Source organism: Candidatus Methylomirabilota bacterium (assembly GCA_036001065.1).
Classification (GTDB): domain Bacteria; phylum Methylomirabilota; class Methylomirabilia; order Rokubacteriales; family CSP1-6; genus MNEF01.
The window spans coordinates 16811-35338 of the sequence record DASYUQ010000130.1 but is presented as its reverse complement, the minus strand read 5'-3'; the positions used below and the strand labels follow the sequence as shown (position 1 = coordinate 35338).

Here is an 18528-nt window from a genome sequence, read left to right as displayed (position 1 = left end):
TGCGCCGCCACGAAGCTGAGCGTCGTCACCGCCTCGTAGAACTCCCCGCCGAAGCGCTCGGCGAGCGGCGGGGGATAGACGATGTGGTCGCCCACCCACACGGAGTCGTAGCCCAGCGCTTCCGCGCGGCGGGCCAGCGCGAGCGTGCCCTCGCCGGAGGCGAGCGGGCCGAAGTGCGGGAGCTGGACGCCGAACTTCACGGGACGGTCAGGCGGCCGGCAGGAACAGCGCCCACGTCGCGCGCAGCGTCCACATCGAGAGCAGGAAGCCGCCGGCCAGCGCCAGGCTCACCCCGCTGACGACGCTCACGCGCCGCTGGAGGGCCAGGGCGTCGGCGCCGGCCCGTCCGGCGCGCCCTGCGGCGAGCGTGCCCGCCACCGCCAGCGGCACCATGAGCCCGAGGCCGTAAGCCATCAGCGTGAGGGCGCCGAGCCAGGCGCTCTGCTGCGCCGCCACCCAGCCGATGACGAGCGCGTAGGCCGACAGCGGGCTGAAGATCGCCATCGTCGCGCCGAACGCGAGCGCGATCGTCAGCGCCCGCCGCGTCAGGCTGCCGGTGGGGGCGGCTCCCCCCGGAGCTGCGGTCAGACGAGGGAGCAGCGGGCGCGTCAGCCCCAGCTCGCCGAGCGCGATCGCCAGCGCCAGCAGGCCCAGCACCGAGAGGGCGACGGAGGCGATTGCCTCGCGCGCCCAGGGGGTCGTCACCTGCGCGGCCACGGCGGAGCCCGCCCAGGCCATCGCCGCGCCGAACACGCCCAGCACCACCAGCAGGGCGCCCGTGAACAGACCGAGCACCGCCATCCATCGCCGTCTCGTCTTCGCCTCCTGAACCAGGGGCGCGATCGTGAAGATCATCGGCGTCCATCAGGGGACGCAGATGCGCGGCACCCCCATGACGAAGGCGAGCAGCACGGCCGTCGCGGCGCCGGCCAGGGGCGCCCCCGGATCGGTGAAGAGCGCGATGAACCCCTTGTACATGCCGCTGAACACGGGCCAGTTCCAGGCATAGCCCAATAACCCGCCCACCAGCGTGGCGACCACGAACAGCGTCAGACGAGAACGCATAGGAGCCCCTCCCCGACCGGCAGCATACTCTACCCGCGCCGAAGAGCGAACCCGCCGGCCCTAGGGTCTGGTCGGGTCGGGGGAGACCCCGACGAGCAGCTTGCCGAAGTTCGTTCCCTGGAGCAGGCCGATGAAGGCGCCCGGCGCCCGCTCGAGCCCCTCGACGATGTCCTCCCGATACTTGAGCCGGCCTTCTCGTACCCACCCCGTGCACTCGGCCAGGAAGTCCGCGGTGCGATCGAGATGGTCGGAGACGATGAAGCCCTTGATGAGGGCGCGGTTGACGAGCAGCGGGGCCAGGTTCGGTCCCGGCGGCGGCTCGGTGGCGTTGTACTGCGAGATGATCCCGCAGAGCGGAATGCGGGCGTTGACGTTGATGATCCGCAGCACCGCCTTGAGGACGTCGCCGCCCACGTTGTCGAAGTAGATGTCCACACGCGAGGGGCAGGCCGCCTGCAGGGCCGACGGGAAGTCCCCGGTCTTATAGTTCATGCAGGCATCGAAACCCAGCTCGCGGACGACGTACGCGCACTTGTCGGCAGAGCCGGCGATGCCGACCGCGCGGCAGCCCTTGATCTTCGCGATCTGGCCCACCGCCGAGCCGACGGCGCCGGCCGCCGCCGACACGACGACGGTCTCGCCCGGCCGCGGCCGACCGATGTCGAGGAGGCCGACGTAGGCGGTCAGACCCGGCATGCCCAGGACGCCGAGCGCGGTGGAGATGGGCGCCTGGGCCGGATCGAGCTTGCGCATCCCCACGCCTTTCGACACCGCGTATTCCTGCCAGCCGTCGTAACCGAGGACGAAGTCCCCCGGCGCGAAGGCCGGATGCCTGGACTCGACCACCTGGCCGACCGTGCCGCCCACCATCACCTGGCCCAGCTCGACCGGCCTGGCGTACGATCGGCCCTCGTTCATCCGCCCCCGCATGTACGGGTCGAGCGAGAGGTAGATGGTGCGGCACAGGATCTCGCCGTCGCCGGGCTTGGGCAGGGGCGCGTCGACCAGCGCGAAGTCGGACGGCGTGGGCGCACCGGCCGGACGGCGCTTCAGCACGATCTGGCGGTTCATGGCACTGGACATCGGGAGTCTCCTTAGAAACTGGCTCGCGCGGCCCAGACAGCATACAGCGGGTCGCCCTCGGCGGGCGTATGCGCGTACTCGCTGAGCTCGCTCCAGCCCTCCCCGACCCCGCCGGAAGCGTCGAAGTAGGCGGCCACGATCGCCCCGTGCTGCTCGTCGCTCGCCGCCCGCCAGAGCGCGACGGCCTTCTCGGGAAAGCAACGGTTGCTGAACGACACGACGAAGGGCGCGCCCGGCTTGAGCGTCCGGCGCACCTCCTGGAAGACCTCCACCGGCTGGATGAGGTATTGCACCGAGACGGCGCACAGCGCGGCGTCGAAGGCCCCGTCGTTGAATGGAAGCTTCGGCTCCCCGTTGAGGTCGTGCACGACGGCCTGGGCGAGCTGAGGGTTCTCGCGCATCTCGTCCCGGTTCAGCCCGACGCCGATCAGCGTGCCCGCGAACGAAGGCGGCAGGTGGCTGCGCCAGGACGACATCAGGTCGAGCACGCAGCCGCGCGGCGGCACCAGCGCCTCGTAGAGCCGCATCAGCGCGGCGATGGCGCCACCGTCCAGGTGCACCACGCGCCGGGGCCAGGCGTAGAAGAGGCGATCGTCCTCTTCGTTCTCGCGCCGGAAGGCGCCGGGCGGGAAGGCGGTGGGCGGCGCCATGTCAGGCGACGCGGCAGCCGGAGAGCGAGAGCAGGTGCACGCACAGCCTCCGTGGCGGAGGATTGTACGTGCTTTCGGGTCCTATTTGCTCTCGATCAGGGCAGCCGCGTGGCGTGGTGGTCGCCGAACGTGTTGCCGCCCGTAGCGAGCGTCGCCGGCAGGACGGTGCGCGCGAGATCCCGCGCCCGATGGAACTTCAGATTCGAGACGTGATAGAGGAACGCGGGGCTGAGGACCCGGAAGTTCCGCGACTCCAGACTCGAAATGGGGAACGTCTGGGCTTGCGCGGTGCCCTCGAGCGGAATGACCGACATCGATGCGGGGATCAGTGGAGGAAACGGGTTGCGGACGAGCCCGAGATCGTGGCTGATGCCGAGGATCTGCCGCGACCCGACCTCCGCCTCCGGAAACGCAAGCACGAGTCGCGCGGTCGCGGGGGACGGATCCCAGGCGATGACTCTCGTCTGGGGGTTCCCGAACGTCGGCGCGCCTGGCACGGTCTGGCGCTCCAGCAGCACGACGACGCGCTCGGGGCCATCCGTCGCTCGGAATGCCTCCTGAACGTAAGGAAGGACCGGCACCCCTGAGTCCTGCGTGACACGGGCGGCAGCGCTGACTCCTACGGTCCCGAAGCCGAGCCCGAAGCAGCCGCCGATGACCGAGACAGTACGCGGGGGAACCATCAGCGAGAAATCGCCGGCCGCAAGCTCGGGGCGCAGGTGGACCTGCGACGCCGACAGAACGCCGCTTCGGATTTCCACGTCAGCGGAGGTTTGCGTCGGCAGGCAGCGAAGCGCGCTCTGTTGGACCACCCCATAGGAGACGGCGCCCGTTTCCTCGTCCACACGTTCCACAATGATGTTGACCATCATGAAATCGGAGCTCCCGCCCGGCACAAAGGTATTGAACCCTGTGACCTCGACCACGTTATTGATGGTCAGCGTGGACGGCGCCGTCGAGTGGAGCAGGCGGCCGTCCGTCACATCGACTAGCGCCCAGACCGCTCGCGCCACCCGCCCCAGGCTGTAGACCACCGGGACCGGCGGCCCATCCTCGACCGTCGGCGGGGTCGGGCACGGCGGGGCGCCACACGTGACGTAGACCCTCGACGGAAAGTGCGCGAACTCCCGTTCAGGGTTCAGGGTCACGAGCACGAGGACGACGATATGCCCGTCGGCTCTCAAGCCGATCTGCTTGAGCTCCCAGATGTGCGGTCGGACCCCGCGGAAGTTGTCCAGCTTGTCCTCGTCCAGCGTGAGCCGCCAGGCCAGCGCCGTCGACGCCGAGCCGGTGACCGCCACCTCGGCCGTCACAGCGCCGGCCTTCGCTGAGATCACGTTATTACCGCTCACCACCGTGCTCACGAAGAACGAGACGAGGTACTGACGATAGCTGATGCCCGCGTTGAGCTGAACTCCTCCGATGTCGAGGCCGAGTGGGAACAGAACGTTGGCAACCTGCTCGACGTCCACCATCCCGTTCACCACCGGCACGTCCACCGATCCCAGGGGCCGCTTGATCCGATACGCGAACATGCGATTGGGGCCCGGCTCGAAGCCGAACGTGCCCGACGTGAACTTGCTGCGCCCGACCAGGGTGTTGTCGAGATCGCCCCACCGGAGGTCGACAACGTCGGCCTGCAAGATGGGCAGCGGGAAAATCCCCTTGGGCGTCCTCAGATTCCATCGAGTGCCGTCGGGGAAAAGCTGCTCGACGCGATACCCCCCGAGGACCTTCCCGATCACTCCGCCGGGGAAGTTCCTCGAGGGATCCTTGATCTCGTTCCCCAGCGTCCCCTGGTAGACGGCTATGAACCGTTCGGCCTCCGTGGGAGGCTGAAACCGCGCCGATGTAATCTCCCCGCCGCCAGCGACGTTGCTCAAGGCGGTGGACTCGACGGCCGCAACCGGGCTTCGCACTCCGCTGGCGTCATCCCAATAGAGCTTCAGGTCACCTTCCACAAGCGGATCGGCGGCGGCGTTCGGATCGGAGGATGCATTCGTTCCCTTCACCTGAACCAACGCGGGGTCGCTCGGGTCCGCGAACAAATCGACGTCCAACTTGTTGCGGAAGAAGTAGTTAAGGAGGGCGGCGGAATAGCCAACAGCGCGCGGAAGAAGAAGCGCCGCGTAGTCCTCATAGACGCGATCCGTGAGGATATCGTTACGCTCCGGGCGTCCTCTGAAGAGTAGTCGTTCGAAGAATGTGCCCTCCGCTACGAAATGTCTCACCCCTACACCATCGGACACCTTGGCGAAGTATCGGCGCTGTTTCTGACCTTCGGACTCCGCGAAGGCTGGTCCAAGAGCTTCCGGACGGGGCAGCGCAAAATCGCGAAAAATCGTGTCGTCACTTAGGAAGTTGCCGTTCGCGTACTCGGCCATGCCCTGCAACGTCCCGCTCAGGATGTCTGTGTTCAGTCCCCCGAACAGATCCGAGTCGATGAGACGGGCGATCGGTACAGGCGCTCCAGTATCACCGGTCGCGGTGAATATCGAGAGGGCAGGAAACACCGCGTCCTGAGTGAGCAAACTCAGAAATAGCGCTCTTCGGTCCTGTCCGTTCCGGTCAACACCTCCTCGTCGCATCGCTTCGACCCATGCCTCGTAGCCCTCATAAAACAGATGCGCATCGTTGCGGGTGTGGCCTGGCACCGACGCGTCCTGAATCAAGTGCGACAGATGACCCAGCCCGAGGAAGGTATTCACGAACCCATTCTCGCGTTGGCCCTTCGTCTTGCCCGTCAGTGCCTCCAGATATCTCCGCCGAGTATCCTGCCAGGACCAGTTACCACCTCCCACGGCAGAAGGATCCTGCGACTGGTTTTGTTGCCAAATCACCGACGACTGTCCCAACGGGATGCCCTCGCGCAGCCCCGCGGCATCCCAGCCCAATAGGGGGTTATGGAAGTGATTCAGTGCGCGGAACGGCGGGGAGTCCTCCGAGAATGCACCGTTCCCAACGAGACGGGGCACGGTTAGTCCCAAGAAGCTCTCATCGACTCCTCCAGGAAGAGCCAACTCACCCTTCAATACCCGATCGAGCAACGAAGTGCCTGCACCCGCTGCACGCTGGGCAATTTCACGGTGGGTCTCCGGTTCGTAGGCGTAGCAGGGCGAAGTGCTGCCGAGAAACAGGAGGAAGCACACCACCGTGAAGGTCTTTCTCATGGCCTTCAGTTCCTCAGATCAAGAAAGGCACGTTCGATTTCAAGAGCCTCGCGCATACGAGCTGTCCTCTCATCCGGTATTACCGGCGCCCACCCCATAATCCGATAAAACATCAAACGTTCCTCGCGTGTTCTGAGTCTGGGCATTTCAATCACCGCCAGTTCGCCCTTGTCGAAGCGTGCTGCGGTGCTACGAAATCGCCACTGGCCATACCCGGGCTTGAAGACTACGAACTCGGGCCCGCTCACTTTCATGATCAAGGGAATCGTGTACGCCCAGCGCGACCGGATCGTGAATCTGCCATCAGAACGGGTTACTACTTCCTCAGAGGCGTAATGGCTCCCGCCCGCCCAACCGCCGAGACTGGGTTGATACCTGATCCAGTATGCGAGTACGACGACACCCGCCAATGGCTCACTCGTTTCTGCATCAACGATCTGACCGTTCCAGGGACCTGCAGCGTCAACTGCCAAGGGCCTGAACACGACTCCAGCGTATGAGACCGCGAGTCCAGCAATGATGACCCACGTTCGGTGCCGCCCGGAACGGCTCAATGCGCGAGCCTCCCATAGGCTTCGACCATATCGTTCGGCCCCGGCTTCAGCACGAGAACGGCGTACACTCTTTCATTATCAGGACGCTCGCGGTCAGCCGGATTGAAGGCGACCCCCAATTGCGGATACCACAGACGGCCGTCCGTTCCAGGGCCGAACGCATTGCGGACAGCGCCGACGGTGCTCCCGAGCCCCACTCCCCGCAGGCCTGCTGAAAAGCTTGGAGCTGAATCTAGACGCAACACGGCGATCAGGATAGCGTCGACACGGCCATCCCTGAGAAATATACGCAGCCACGTATTGGAAGCCTCCAGATAGTCGGCGACTTTGATGCTGAGCGATGACGACACGCGATCCGGTGCCCCAAGATCTCTTACAACATCAGATTCGGAGCTGCCCAGGCGGACACCAGCGAGGCTCTGCCCCGCAACCATAGGCGCCGACAGGGCCAATCGCAGTTTGGCCAGGTCGGCCGCTTCTCCCTGAAAGGTCGCCAACGATCCGAAAATCAGGACAGCCAGGGCAAGAGACGGCGGGCGCGGCGGACGATCTCGTCTCACCGAGCCCCCAGGACCAGCTCGCGCACCTCCGCCAACGACAAGTGCGGCTTCACCACGATTAGTCTGGCCTGACGTTCGTCTCCGATAGTCTGCTCGCCGGGCGATACGACAAGCCCCACCCCCTTGTACCACCAAAACTCGGCGGTGCCGGGGGGGATCGTTATCACCTCGTCGGGCGGCCCGTACAAAATTCGCAGCCGGTCCTTCGGCTCACCTGGCTGGTAGCCCTTAGACGTCCGCCCGGTGTAGGGAAGCGCTACTCCTGCCTGTCGCACGACCGTCAGATGAATCATCTCCACCCCGGCTTGACGTAGTGTGAACGTCAGACGCATCAGAACGCCCCACTCACGTGAGGGGGGAGCGATAACGTAGATGAGGTCCCGGCGCGAACCGTCGAGGGATTGGTCGGTCTTGAAAGGCAGCGCGCCAAGGCGGTTGATTGCTGCGCTCTCGCTGTCGCCGAGGCGAATCCCCGCTGCCGCCTGTCCCTCAATGATTGGCTGCTGAAGCGCCTGATCGATGGCTGTCGTCCCAGCACCGTCAGGAACAGCGACGAGGCTGCAAACAAGGAAGCCAAAGGCGACCGCCGTCTTAACGCGGTCTCCTAGAACATCCATAGTCGCCAGATACCGTCCTCATCGATGAGGAATCTGATTTCGAACGATCTCACTGCGTTATCCTCTGTCCTAACCATTTCGTGAATCGCTTCGTGACCGCGGAGTTCAAGTAGGACAATGTCGGTCAGGATCGCATCGATCTGTGGCAAGTCTTGGGCCAATGCTCGGAAGACCTCCTCATAACGGGGGCGTGCCCGGTGGACAATGTGGGTCAACGCCTGCACGATATCAGCACGTCGTAGCGTGTCTTTCAGGGCTGTCCATCTGACCTGGAAAGTTTGGCTTACGGCATTCAGATCAAAGATCTGGACCACCGCGCTTGTCGCGAATCGATTCCCTCCGCTGTCAGCAACGGTGACGGTGGGCAAATAGATTCCTGGTTGCGCGTAAGCAAAGGTCTGCCCGTCCAACCGCACCCCTCTAAAGTCGACGAGGCCATCTGCGTCCGCGTCGAGTTCCACCTGGCTTATGTCAAAGCCGGCGGCGACTGAGAAATTCACCGTCAGTGGGGCGACGCCGCTTGACGGGTTGGCGTGGAGCACGAACAGCGGAGTCGATGTCGGCGCCACGGCGAGGGCCAGGGCGTGGGTAGCGGTCGCACCGCTCGCGGCCGTCGCGATCGCCCGCAGACTCGTCGTCTCAGACGTGACCGGCACCCGGGCGGCGAAGACCTGGAGCGATGACGAGGCCAGCTTCCCGATACCACCACAGGTCGGGCAGGTCGCCCGCGCCGGTAATGATCCTGTCGGGAAAACCATAGACGGCCTGCGCCCAATCCGCGGGCTGCCCCGGTTCGTAGCCCTTGCCGGTGCGACCCGAATACGGATTCGTCGCTGTGTCACGCCTGGAGATGAACAGACCGACTGCCTGAACCTTTGGCTGGTCTCCTCCCAGGAGCACGCGGATCGTGACGCTCCACTCGTTCGACGGATCCGCTGAGACGTATACCAGCACACGTCGTGACCCCGGGCCCACGCTCTCCGTGCGTTGCGGCGGGCCGCCAAGGGTGGTGGCGACCGCGTCCTCGCCGTCGCCGAGTCGAATGCCCGCAGCGCTGTCGCCCTCGAGAATCGGCTGCTGGCGCGCCCGGTCCAACGCGGGCGTGGAAGTCTGCGCAGACGCCGAGGCGCAGGCAAGTAAGCCCAGGAGGCTGACAGTAAGGAAGGCACCGAACCAAAAACCGCGACGCTGTCTGCGAGCGAGAGCCATCGGCCCTCCGCACGAGTGCGTACGGGCGTGCGCTGCGCGTGCTGGTTACCTTCGGCGACCCTAAGCGAACTCGGTCGGCTCTGTCAACCGTATCTGGAGCGATACACAGTGGCCCCGTCAGCGGCCTTGCCAGTCGGGCTTGCGCTTGGCGAGAAAGGCGCGGACGCCCTCCTGGAAATCCTGGCTGAGGTAGCAGGAGAGAATGATGTCCTCGGCATCTCGCAGGGAGGCCGACGCCGTCACCCGGCGCGTGGCCTCCTTGACGGCGGCCAGCGTGAGCGGCGCCAGCTCCGCCAGGTGCACGGCCAGCTCCCGCACCCGCGCCGGGAGCGCCGCGGCCGGGTGGACCTCGTCGACCAGCCCGATCGCCTTGGCCTCGGCCGCGTCGGCCAGCCGCGCGGTCAGCAGGAGGTTGCGGGCGCGGACCGGCCCGATCGTCGCGGCCAGCAGCGAGAAGGCCAGCGGCGCGGTGCAGTTGCCCAGCGTGCGGGCCACCGGAGCGCCGAAGCGCGCGTGCTCGGCGGCCAGCCGGAGATCGCAGGCCAGCGACATGAAGAGCCCGCCGCCTACGGCGTCGCCCTGCACCATCGCGATCGTGGGCTTGGTCATGCCGTGCAGGCGACCCAGCACGCGAGTGATGCGCCCCTCGTACTCGAGCGCGTCCTCCCGCGTCTTGAAGGTGAGGAACTGACGGATGTCGGTCCCGCTGACGAAGGCCTTGTCGCCGGCGCCTCTGAGAACCAGCACGCGGATGGCCTGGTCCTTGTCCAGGCGCTCGCAGATGTCGTGGAGCTCCTCGTACATCTCGAAGGTCATGGCGTTGCGGGCCTGGGGACGGTTGAAGGTGAGGGTGGCCACGCGCCCGTCCCGCTCGAGGAGCAGGTGACCGCTGGCCGGCGCGCTCACGGCGCTTTGCAGGCCTCCATCTGGGCCAGGTGCTCCAGATCGTGATCCGCGACGTGGGTGGCGTACTGGGCGATCGTCACCGGACCGAAGTACGCCGAGAACCCGATCCGCCCGAAGGCGGCGGCCGGCAGCGAATCTAGGAAGGAGATCGTCTCGCGGCGGGCCGCCGCGAACGCTTCCAGATCGGCCTCGAAGCGCCCCTGGCGGTGATCGCGCGACGCGGCCCACGCCTCCGGGCTGAACGAGGGGAACTGGGGACGCTCCTCCTCGGCGAGGCGCCGGAGCCGGGGCAGGAACAGCTCCCGCTCCACGTGGAGGAGATGAGCCATCACCTCCTTGATCGACCACTCGCCTTCCCGCCCCCGACGCTTGAGCGCCTGGACGCTCAGACCGTGGGTGACGGCGGCGATGCGCGCCGGGGTCGTGCGCAATTCCTGGACGACGTCGCCGACGTCCAGGGCCACCCGCGCCTCGCAGCGCTTGGGCCGGAGCCCGAGCCCGGTGCGCACGTCGTGGATCTGGCCGAGGTGCTCGGTGTCGTGGTCGGCCATGGTGCCCGCGTAGGCCTCGATGGTCAGGGGACCGCGGCTCGGGCTCACGCCCTCGCGGAGCCAGCCGGCGGGGTCGAGCGCGGCGAGGATGGCCACGCTCTGGCGGCGTGCGCCCTCCAGGGCGGCGAGCAGCGTGTCGAGGTCGGCCCGGTCGCCCGTGGCGGGACGTCTGGTTTCGAAAGCGGGCCGCACCTCGGCGACCATGCGGCGCAGTCGGGGCAGGAAGGTGTCGCGCTCGGCTTCGACCAGGTGCCGGACGACCTCCGCGATCGACCACTCGCCGGGCTTGGGCGGCGTCCACTCCTCCCCCGGCGGGCAGTCGGCGCAGAGACCCCGGACGAGCGCCGGGGTGGCGCGAAGGCTCGCGACGGTCAGGGCGCGATCCACCGGGGGGCTCACTTCGGCAGCATGAGCACGAGCGGCTCCAGGTGCTTGGGATCGGACTTGAACCCGACGCCGAGCTCGCGGAAGCGCCGGACCACTGCTTCGTTGAACGGCGTCTTGACGCCGCCCAGCCTCCCCTGCTCGACGACGTACCCGTTGAGGTAGTCGATCTCCGTCCGCCGGCCCCGCATGACGTCCTGCAGGAGCGAGGGCCGGCCGCCCCCCAGGAGCTTCGCCCCGGCGGCCATGTCCGCCATCACGTCGGCGCGGCCGCGGCCGGCGGCGGCATCGACGAACCGCTGGGCTTCGATCCCGAAGATCGGCTCGACCTCGTAGCCGCGGGCGCGGCCGACCTGGATCACCTCGGCGGCGATCTCGATGGCGATGCGGCATGGCTCCGGTTCGCTCCGGATCGCGGCCGAGCCCAGGCCGCTGAGACCCGCCAGCGGGTTGGCCATGCAGTTGACGGCGAGCTTCGACCAGCGCTCACCCCAGAGGTTAGTGGTCACCTTGGCCGGCGCCACGTCGTTCATGAGGGCGGCCAGCCGGCGCGCCCGCTCGGAGTCCGAGCCGTCCAGCTCGCCGAGCTTGAACCCGATCTTGCTCGTGTCGGTGCGCATCGCGTGCCCCGGCTCGTACATGCCGGCCCCGATGGTGATCACGCAGCCCAGCGTCCGGTGGCGGCCGGCGATGGCGGCCACCCGCTCGTCGTTGACCCCGTTCTGGAAGTCGACGACGACCCCCTCCGGCGCGAGGTGCCGGATTCCCAGCGCGGTGGCCCATTCGGTGTCGTAGGACTTCACGGCGACGAAGACGGCGTCGAAGGGCTCGGCGAGGGCCTGGGCCTCGTGCACGTGGAGAGCCTTGACGGGAATCACCTGCTGACCACAGGTACCGCTCAGGCGGAGCCCCTTCCGCTTCATCGTCTCGACGTGCTCGGGCCACTGGTCGATGAGCGTCACGTCGCGCCCGGCCCTGGTCAGCAGCCCGCCCACGACGCACCCGATGGCCCCTGCCCCGACGATCGCGATTCTCATGCCGGCGCCTCCCCTGCCAGAGCGATACGTGAGCATACCACTGTGCGCCGGCGGCGCTGCCGCGGGGCCTCGCGGGAGGTTGGAGGATCCTACTTGCCACGTGGCTGTGGAAATCGTTTCCTAGGAGGTGCGCCGGGTGAGTACGACGATCCGGCCTCGATCGCTCACGAAGGTGGTCAGCACCCAGCTCACCACGCTCACCAGAAGGGCCCCGAAGACCGCCGCCCAGAAACCCTGGACCTGGAAGCCCTTCACGAGGAGAGAGGTGAGCCAGAGGCAGAGCCCGTTGAGCACCAGCAGGAAGAGGCCCAGCGTGACCAGCGTCACCGGGAAGGTGAGCACGACGAGGATCGGACGCACCACGGCGTTGATCACGCCCAGCACGAGGCCGGCGCCCAGCGCGGTCAGCACGCCGTCGACCTCGATCCCCGGTACGATCACCGCCACCACGTAGATCGCCACCGCGTTGATGAGCACGCGCAGCAGGAAGCCCACGGCGTGACGCTATCCGCCGGCGAAGAGGCTCTTCTTGATGGTGGCGTGCACGCCCCAGTTGCCGTCCACGACCTGCGTGATGCCGAAATCGACGGCGACCGACATCAAGGAGATCGCTTCGTTCTCGCTCAGGCCCTTGGTCGTCATCAGGAAGTGCCGCATCTTGCGGAAGGCGTCCCGCATGGCCAGGTCCACCGAGGACTTCTCGTAGATCTTGCTCTGGGCCTCGGGGCCGAGGTCGGCCAGGTAGTTCGGGTAGGTGAAACCATGCAGCACCCACTCGTCCTGGGTTTCCAGGAGCGGATAGTTGAGCCCGTTCAGCGCGGTGCCCCTCAGCGTGTCCTTCTTGCGGACGATCAGCTGGAAGGTCCCGGTCAGCGAGCACTCGATGGCGGTGCCGGCGAGCTCGGAATCGCCCTGGGCGGCGTGGGAGTCCCCCGCGGACAGCAGCGCGCCCGGCACCGCGACCGGGTAGTACATGGTGGCGCCCCGGCCGATGCGCCAGTCGTCGATGTTGCCGCCGACGTAGTTGGGCGGGATGGAGTCGACGATGTCGGCCTCGGCCGGGGCCAGACCGAGCACGCCGAAATGGGGACGAATGGGGACGCGGACGTTCTTGAGTACCCCGTGGTTCTCCTTCACAGTGCGGTGGTCGACCGGCACCCCGGGGTAATCGATGATCTTGTGGACGACGCCGAAGGGATCGGTCTGGGGCGTCCACTGGAAGTTGTAGACGGCCTGCGCCCAGTTCCGCTCTCCCGACGCGTCGAGCTCGTAGATCGTGATCACCTCGCGCGGCTTCGGCTCCGTCAGGAGATCTTTGTAGTGGAAGCCCCACCAGGCGGCCGCGTTGCTCCCGAAGCTCTTGCCCTTGTACTTGGGGTTCGCGCATGGACGGGGGCGGACGTCGGCGATGCGCACTTCCAGGACGTCCCCGGCCTGGGCCCCGCGGACGTAGACGGGGCCGGTGCAGATGTGGACGCCCAGGCCCTCGCCCGCGCCCCGACCGAACAACGTCGGTTTCATCGGCCCTGCCCCCCGGCGGTCGACGCCCTTGCGCTGCTTGTCCCAGGAGAAGACGCTCTCGGCGCCGGGATCGCCTTTGATCATCCGCTCGGCGTCGTCGTTGGCGTGATGGGTCAGCACCTCGATGGTGACGAAATCGCCGGAGTTGATCTCGACCAGAGGTTTGAGCGACTTGCTGAAGTAGCCCCAGTGCACCGTCCGGTCGGTCGCCGGCACGTAATAGTGATTCTTCGTGCCGGGGACCATCCCGGGTTGAGCGTCGGCATTCGAGACGGACGACAGCCCGGTCGTCGTCAGCGAGGCGACGACGCCACCCGCCGTCAGGGCTCCCTTGAGAAAGTCTCGCCGCCCCTCGTTACCGCCGTTGTCGAAGGCATCAGCGCTCATGATCCATCGCCCCTCCCTGGTCGGCGAGCGCGAGCATATGCCAGAGGTCGGAACAGGGTCAAGGCCGCCGCGACGCGCGCAGCGATCGGGCGCAATGCCCTCCCCCGGGGTCGCAGCGGGCGCCCTGCCCGAGCCGCGTCTGACCGCCGCTCAGTTCTTTCGACCATTTAGGTCTGGCACCGGGCTTGCGTTTCGTGCGCGGCGGGCGGCAGCGAGGCGCCGCTCGAAAGGGGGACGACGATGCTGAGAGGAAAGCTGTCGATCGGGGTGACGGTCCTGTCGCTGGTGGCGAGCGTCGCGAGCGCGGAGACTCTGACCGACCGCATGCAGACCCGCCGCATGACGGTGCTCCAGGTGAACCGGGAGACCGGCCAGTTCCAGTGCGTGGAGCACCGCCGCTGGACGTTCGTCTCCAGGCACGACCTGAGCGCGGTGAAACCCGGAGACATCGTCAGGGTGGACAGAGCGGGAGGAACCGCCAGGCTCGTGCTCCTGCGGAGCGCTGCCGACGAGCTGGCTGGCTCCGAGCGATAGCCCGGAACTGCGCCGCCCGCCCGCTCTTCCGCGGTGATCGGCGCGCGAAGGGGCGGGCGGCGCTCACGACAGTGGCGCCCAGACGCTCGACAGTGCTAGAGTCCGGCAGCTTTTACGAAGAGTGCGGTTTCGGCAGGGAGCCACAACCGAATGGGGGCGCCTATGACGAGGCAACGGCTCTTTCTGGTAGCGCTCAGCGCGGTTCTGCTCTCGGCATCCGCGGTCCTGCTCGCCCGGGGCGAGCTGATCGATGCGACCCAGGCTCCCAACACCTTGAACGAGGGCGTCAAGAAATCGCTGGCTCAGCAGATCGGCGAGGGGCGGGGCGACGTCTACACGCCGGATTCCTCGGCCTTCATCATTGCTCGAGACCCGTTTCGCGCCGTTCGGCGCGGCCGGCAGATCTTCCAGCGCAAGTTCACCCGGGCCCAGGGCCAGGGCCCGAACGTCGGCGACGGGCACGGTGACATCAACACGGTCCTCACCATCGGCGCGGGCCTGGTCGACAGCTGCGCCGGATGCCACGGGCGCCCGCGGGGCTCGGCGGGCTTCGGCGGCGACGTGGCCACCCGTCCGGACAGCCGGGACGCGCCGCACCTGTTCGGACTCGGGCTGAAGGAGATGCTGGCCGACGAGATCACCGCCGACCTTCGGGAGATTCGTGAGGGAGCCATCAGGGACGCGCGGCGCAGCGGGCGCTCCGTCTCCAGGCGCCTCTTCAGCAAGGGGATCAGCTACGGCTGGATCACGGCCAATCGGGATGGATCCGTCGACACCCGGAGGGTCGAGGGTGTCGATCCCGATCTCCGCGTCCGCCCGTTCTTCCTCCACGGCGGCACCATCTCAATCCGCGAGTTCGTCGTCGGCGCCTTCCAGGCCGAGATGGGGCTCCAGGCCGCCGACCCGGAGCTCCTCCTGGCGAGCCGGGGCGGCCAATTCACCACCCTGTCCGGGATGGTCCTCGACGGGAGGTTCGATCGAATCGAAGCGCCACCGGTGGCGAGTGAACGCGAGGACGCGGATGGCGACGGGGTGCGGAACGAGATCCCCGTCAGCCTGGTCGATTTCATGGAGTTCTACCTGCTGAACTACTTCAAGGCCGGCAGCGGGGAGCAGACCCTCGCCACCAACCGTGGCCGCTACCTCCTGGTGAAGATCGGATGCACGACGTGCCATATCCCCGACTTGCGGATCGACCGCGACCGGCGCGTTGCCGACGTGGAGACCGTCTTCGACCCCGCCCGGGGGATTTTCAACCGACTGTTCGCCACCGCGACCCCGCTGCATCGGGTCGTCAACGACAGCAAGAAATACCCGCCGCTGAAGCCGCCCCTGCTGGGGCCGTTCGTGGTCGAGAACATCTTCACCGATCTCAAGCGGCACGACCTCGGACCGAACTTCCACGAGCGCAACTACGATGGGACGATTCGGACGCACTTCCTGACCACGCCCCTGTGGGGGGTCGGCAGCACGGCGCCCTACGGTCACGACGGGCGCAGCATCAACCTCAAGGAGGTCATCCTCCGCCACGGCGGAGAGGCGCAGTCGGCGCGAGATGCCTTCGCCACGCTCTCGATCCTCAATCAGGGGGACCTGATCGAGTTCCTGGGCTCTCTCGTCATCTTTCCGCCGGACGACACGGCCTCCAACCTCGACCCCGGAAACCCGAGCGCGCCGGGCTTTCCGCAGGTCGGCCACGGCAGCATCAAGCTGGGCGCGCTGTTCAACAACCCGAGCGATCCCGAGTAGGCGCGCCCGCGAAGCGTTGCTGAACAACCCCCGGCGCGTGGGCGCCGGGGGTCGTTCCTCCCCGGTCTCGACCGACGATCGCTGGTAGCACGGCCAGGACGCCGGTCAGCAGCCCGCCGGCGCCGGCGGTCACCCAGTCGTCCAGGTGGAGCCTCTGCAGATGCAGCAGGCTTGCCAGCCCCGGGGTCTGGATGCAGGCCACCGACAGGGCGACCGTGCCGGCGCTGACGAGCCGGGCGCTCCAGGTGCGGAGCCGGCTCAACGAGGCCGTCACGCCAGCGCTGGCCAGCGTGAGGACCGCCAGCGCCATAGCTCGCCCATGCCCGACCTCACCGGCTTCGCCCAGGCTCCGGACGTACCCGGCGACCACCATCGCGGTGATGAGCCCACCGGTGATCACTATCGCCGCCCACTCCCGGCCTGAGAAGAAGCGTCGCCGCCCGCCCCGGGCGCGCGGGGGTGCGATGCGATCGGTCGCGGTCGGGGCCTGAAAGCCTAGCAGCGCCGTCGGATGGATCACCAGCTCGAGCCAGACGATGTGGACCGGCAGATAGAGCAGCGGGTAGCCGGCCAGCGGGAGCAGCGCCGCGGTGACCACGAACGGGATGTGGATCATCAAGAGGTACTGGAAGCTCGCCCGGAGATTGCGGAAGAGCTGCCGTCCCTCGCCGATGGCCTGCACGATCGTGCGGAAGTTGTCGTCGAGCAGGACGATGGCCGCGACCTCCCGGGCGCTGCGGGTGCCGCGCTCACCCATGGCCACGCCGACATCGGCCGCCTGGAGCGCGGGCACGTCGTTCACGCCATCGCCGGTGACGGCGACGATCTCGCCGGCGTCCTGGAGCGCGCGCACGAGCGTCAGCTTCTGGGAGGGCGCCGCGCGCGCGACCACGTCGACCTGACGGAGCCTCGCCCCCTCGCCGTGGGCGACGCAGGCCTGCATCTCGTCGCCCGAGATCACCGAGGGCTCGCCGCCGCCGAGCCCGATCTGCCGGGCCACCGCGCGCGCGGTCAGCGGATGGTCCCCGGTGACCATGATCGTGTGAATGCCGGCACCCCGGCACATGGCGACGGCGTCGGCCACCCCCGCCTTGACGGGATCCTCGAACGCCAGCAGGCCCGCCAGCCGGTAGCCCTCCATCGGCTCATCTCCGCCAGGCGGCGACTCGTCGAGCGGCCGCCAGGCGCACGCGATCACCTTGTGGCCCTCCTCGGCGAGTGCGGTGAACCGCGCCGGCCAGGCCCGGCGGTCGGCCTCCGTCAGCCCGGTCATCGCCAAGACGGTCTCGGCCGCGCCCTTCGTAACGGCGACGATCAGGCCACCGGCATCGCGCACGATCGCGGTCTCGCGCTTGCGGGCCTCGGTGAACGGAAACGTCGCCAGGGGCCCTCCTCGCTCCTTGAGCGCGCCGGCAGCCTCGGCCTCGCGGAGAATCGCCGCGTCCAGGGGATCGCCGCTGTCCGGGCGCGAGGCGAGCGCGGCGAGGCGCAGCAGGCCCGGGTCTGACAGATGGTCCGCGGCCACGAGGTGCGTCAGGGCGAGGCGGCCCTCGGTGATGGTCCCGGTCTTGTCCGAGCAGATGCAGGTGACGCGCCCGATGTTCTCCACGGCGACCGCCCGGCGCACCAGCGCCTGACGCCCGGCCAGTCGGTACACTCCCAGTCCGAGAAAAAAGGTGAACACCAGTGGAAACTCCTCCGGGAGCGCCGCCGAGGCGAGCGTCACCGCGCTCACCAGCGCATCGACCCAGCCGTAGCCCTGCCCCAGGCGGACGACGGCGAGCAGGAGGCAGATCACCGCCGCCACGGCGACCAGCACCGACACGAGCCTCTGGATGGCGCGCTGCAGCGGCGTGCGCGCGTGGGCGCCGCCCACTGCGGACCGAACGATCTCGCCGTAGAGCGTCTCGCCCCCGGTGAAGACCACGCGGAGCGACGCGCAGCCGGTCAGCAGACGCGTGCCGGCGAATCCCCAGTGCTCGCTCGGAACGAACGGCTCGGGGCCGCCGACGGGCGTCCGGGCCAGCGGTCGCTTGGCGACCGGATAGGCCTCGCCCGTCAGCGTCGCTTCGTCGGCCTGCAGCTCGGCGCCGCCGACCACCAGACCGTCGGCGGGAAACGGCTGCCCGGGCCACACGATCGCCAGGTCGCCCGGGACGAGCTCGAGGGCAGGGAGCTCCACCTCGGCGCCGTCCCGGATGACGATCGCCCGATCGGCGAGCCGGCTTCTCAGGCCTTCCGTGGAGGCCTGGGTGCGGCGGTGCAGGAACAGATCCATCGCGACGAGCGGCGCGATGGCGACGAGGAGGATCACCGCTTCCTTGACCTGTCCCACGATCCAGTAGAGCGCCGCTGGACCGACCAGGAACCAGATCATCGGATCCTTGGCCGTCTCGCGGGCGAGGTCCCGCCACCGCCGGGGCGGAGATTCTAGAATGGCGTTGGGACCGTACTGGCGCCCTCGCTCCTCGGCTTCGGAGGTGGTGAGCCCCCGCTCGAGCGGCAGCAGATCTTGTACGCGAGCGAGCGGCAGAGAGCGCCGGGTCATTCC

Annotated in this window: 19 protein-coding genes; 2 read left to right on the top strand and 17 right to left on the bottom strand. The window is 67.7% G+C overall.

The annotated features are described in order from the left end of the window. The 16 genes from VGV13_12895 to VGV13_12820 form a co-directional block, all read right to left on the bottom strand. Nucleotides 1-200, bottom strand: a 200-nt coding sequence (locus tag VGV13_12895; GenBank protein HEV8641990.1) for an LLM class flavin-dependent oxidoreductase, incomplete at its 3' end; no start/stop codon positions are given. A gap of 7 nt (nucleotides 201-207) precedes the next feature. Continuing rightward, on the bottom strand, nucleotides 208-855 hold the full coding sequence (locus tag VGV13_12890; protein ID HEV8641989.1) for a hypothetical protein: 648 nt from the start codon (nucleotides 853-855) through the stop codon (nucleotides 208-210). 9 nt (nucleotides 856-864) lie between these two features. Beyond that, complete coding sequence (locus VGV13_12885; GenBank protein HEV8641988.1) at nucleotides 865-1065, bottom strand: hypothetical protein; 201 nt, start codon at nucleotides 1063-1065, stop codon at nucleotides 865-867. Between the two features lie 60 nt (nucleotides 1066-1125). Beyond that, nucleotides 1126-2148, bottom strand: a complete 1023-nt coding sequence (locus VGV13_12880; GenBank protein ID HEV8641987.1) for an NADP-dependent oxidoreductase — start codon at nucleotides 2146-2148, stop codon at nucleotides 1126-1128. An 11-nt stretch (nucleotides 2149-2159) separates the two neighbouring features. After that, nucleotides 2160-2798 (bottom strand): methyltransferase domain-containing protein, encoded by a 639-nt coding sequence (locus tag VGV13_12875; protein ID HEV8641986.1) that lies wholly within the window; start codon nucleotides 2796-2798, stop codon nucleotides 2160-2162. Nucleotides 2799-2893: 95 nt separating this feature from the next. After that, the gene (locus VGV13_12870; protein ID HEV8641985.1) at nucleotides 2894-5968 is read right to left on the bottom strand and encodes a hypothetical protein; all 3075 of its coding nucleotides are present in this window, start codon (nucleotides 5966-5968) and stop codon (nucleotides 2894-2896) included. Between the two features lie 5 nt (nucleotides 5969-5973). Beyond that, nucleotides 5974-6453: a hypothetical protein gene (locus VGV13_12865; protein ID HEV8641984.1), complete on the bottom strand. Its 480-nt coding sequence runs from the start codon at nucleotides 6451-6453 to the stop codon at nucleotides 5974-5976. A gap of 65 nt (nucleotides 6454-6518) precedes the next feature. After that, nucleotides 6519-7019: a hypothetical protein gene (locus tag VGV13_12860; protein ID HEV8641983.1), complete on the bottom strand. Its 501-nt coding sequence runs from the start codon at nucleotides 7017-7019 to the stop codon at nucleotides 6519-6521. 59 nt (nucleotides 7020-7078) lie between these two features. Further along, nucleotides 7079-7699: a hypothetical protein gene (locus VGV13_12855; protein ID HEV8641982.1), complete on the bottom strand. Its 621-nt coding sequence runs from the start codon at nucleotides 7697-7699 to the stop codon at nucleotides 7079-7081. Beyond that, entirely contained in the window at nucleotides 7687-8355 is a 669-nt protein-coding gene (locus tag VGV13_12850; protein ID HEV8641981.1) for a hypothetical protein, read from the bottom strand. Before VGV13_12850 ends, VGV13_12855 begins: the two co-directional genes overlap by 13 nt. Beyond that, the gene (locus VGV13_12845; GenBank protein ID HEV8641980.1) at nucleotides 8339-8908 is read right to left on the bottom strand and encodes a hypothetical protein; all 570 of its coding nucleotides are present in this window, start codon (nucleotides 8906-8908) and stop codon (nucleotides 8339-8341) included. The genes VGV13_12850 and VGV13_12845 overlap by 17 nt, the downstream gene beginning before the upstream one ends. Before the next feature lie 117 nt (nucleotides 8909-9025). Continuing rightward, nucleotides 9026-9814 carry an enoyl-CoA hydratase/isomerase family protein gene (locus VGV13_12840; GenBank protein HEV8641979.1) on the bottom strand — a complete coding sequence of 263 codons (789 nt, stop codon included), beginning with the start codon at nucleotides 9812-9814 and terminating at the stop codon, nucleotides 9026-9028. Beyond that, nucleotides 9811-10752: a DinB family protein gene (locus VGV13_12835; GenBank protein HEV8641978.1), complete on the bottom strand. Its 942-nt coding sequence runs from the start codon at nucleotides 10750-10752 to the stop codon at nucleotides 9811-9813. Before VGV13_12835 ends, VGV13_12840 begins: the two co-directional genes overlap by 4 nt. A gap of 8 nt (nucleotides 10753-10760) precedes the next feature. Next, entirely contained in the window at nucleotides 10761-11786 is a 1026-nt protein-coding gene (locus VGV13_12830; protein ID HEV8641977.1) for a 2-dehydropantoate 2-reductase, read from the bottom strand. 120 nt (nucleotides 11787-11906) lie between these two features. Continuing rightward, nucleotides 11907-12281: a phage holin family protein gene (locus VGV13_12825; protein ID HEV8641976.1), complete on the bottom strand. Its 375-nt coding sequence runs from the start codon at nucleotides 12279-12281 to the stop codon at nucleotides 11907-11909. Between the two features lie 9 nt (nucleotides 12282-12290). After that, complete coding sequence (locus tag VGV13_12820) at nucleotides 12291-13694, bottom strand: acetamidase/formamidase family protein (protein HEV8641975.1); 1404 nt, start codon at nucleotides 13692-13694, stop codon at nucleotides 12291-12293. A 240-nt stretch (nucleotides 13695-13934) separates the two neighbouring features. Here VGV13_12820 and VGV13_12815 point away from each other — a divergent pair, with 240 nt between their 5' ends. Together VGV13_12815 and VGV13_12810 are read left to right on the top strand one after the other, a co-directional pair. Further along, nucleotides 13935-14228, top strand: coding sequence for a hypothetical protein (locus VGV13_12815; protein HEV8641974.1), 294 nt, complete (start codon nucleotides 13935-13937; stop codon nucleotides 14226-14228). 162 nt (nucleotides 14229-14390) lie between these two features. Next, on the top strand, nucleotides 14391-15977 hold the full coding sequence (locus VGV13_12810) for a di-heme oxidoredictase family protein (GenBank protein ID HEV8641973.1): 1587 nt from the start codon (nucleotides 14391-14393) through the stop codon (nucleotides 15975-15977). Here VGV13_12810 and VGV13_12805 read toward each other — a convergent pair. Then, nucleotides 15952-18525: a cation-transporting P-type ATPase gene (locus tag VGV13_12805; protein HEV8641972.1), complete on the bottom strand. Its 2574-nt coding sequence runs from the start codon at nucleotides 18523-18525 to the stop codon at nucleotides 15952-15954. The genes VGV13_12810 and VGV13_12805 overlap by 26 nt on opposite strands. Nucleotides 18526-18528 lie beyond the last annotated feature (3 nt).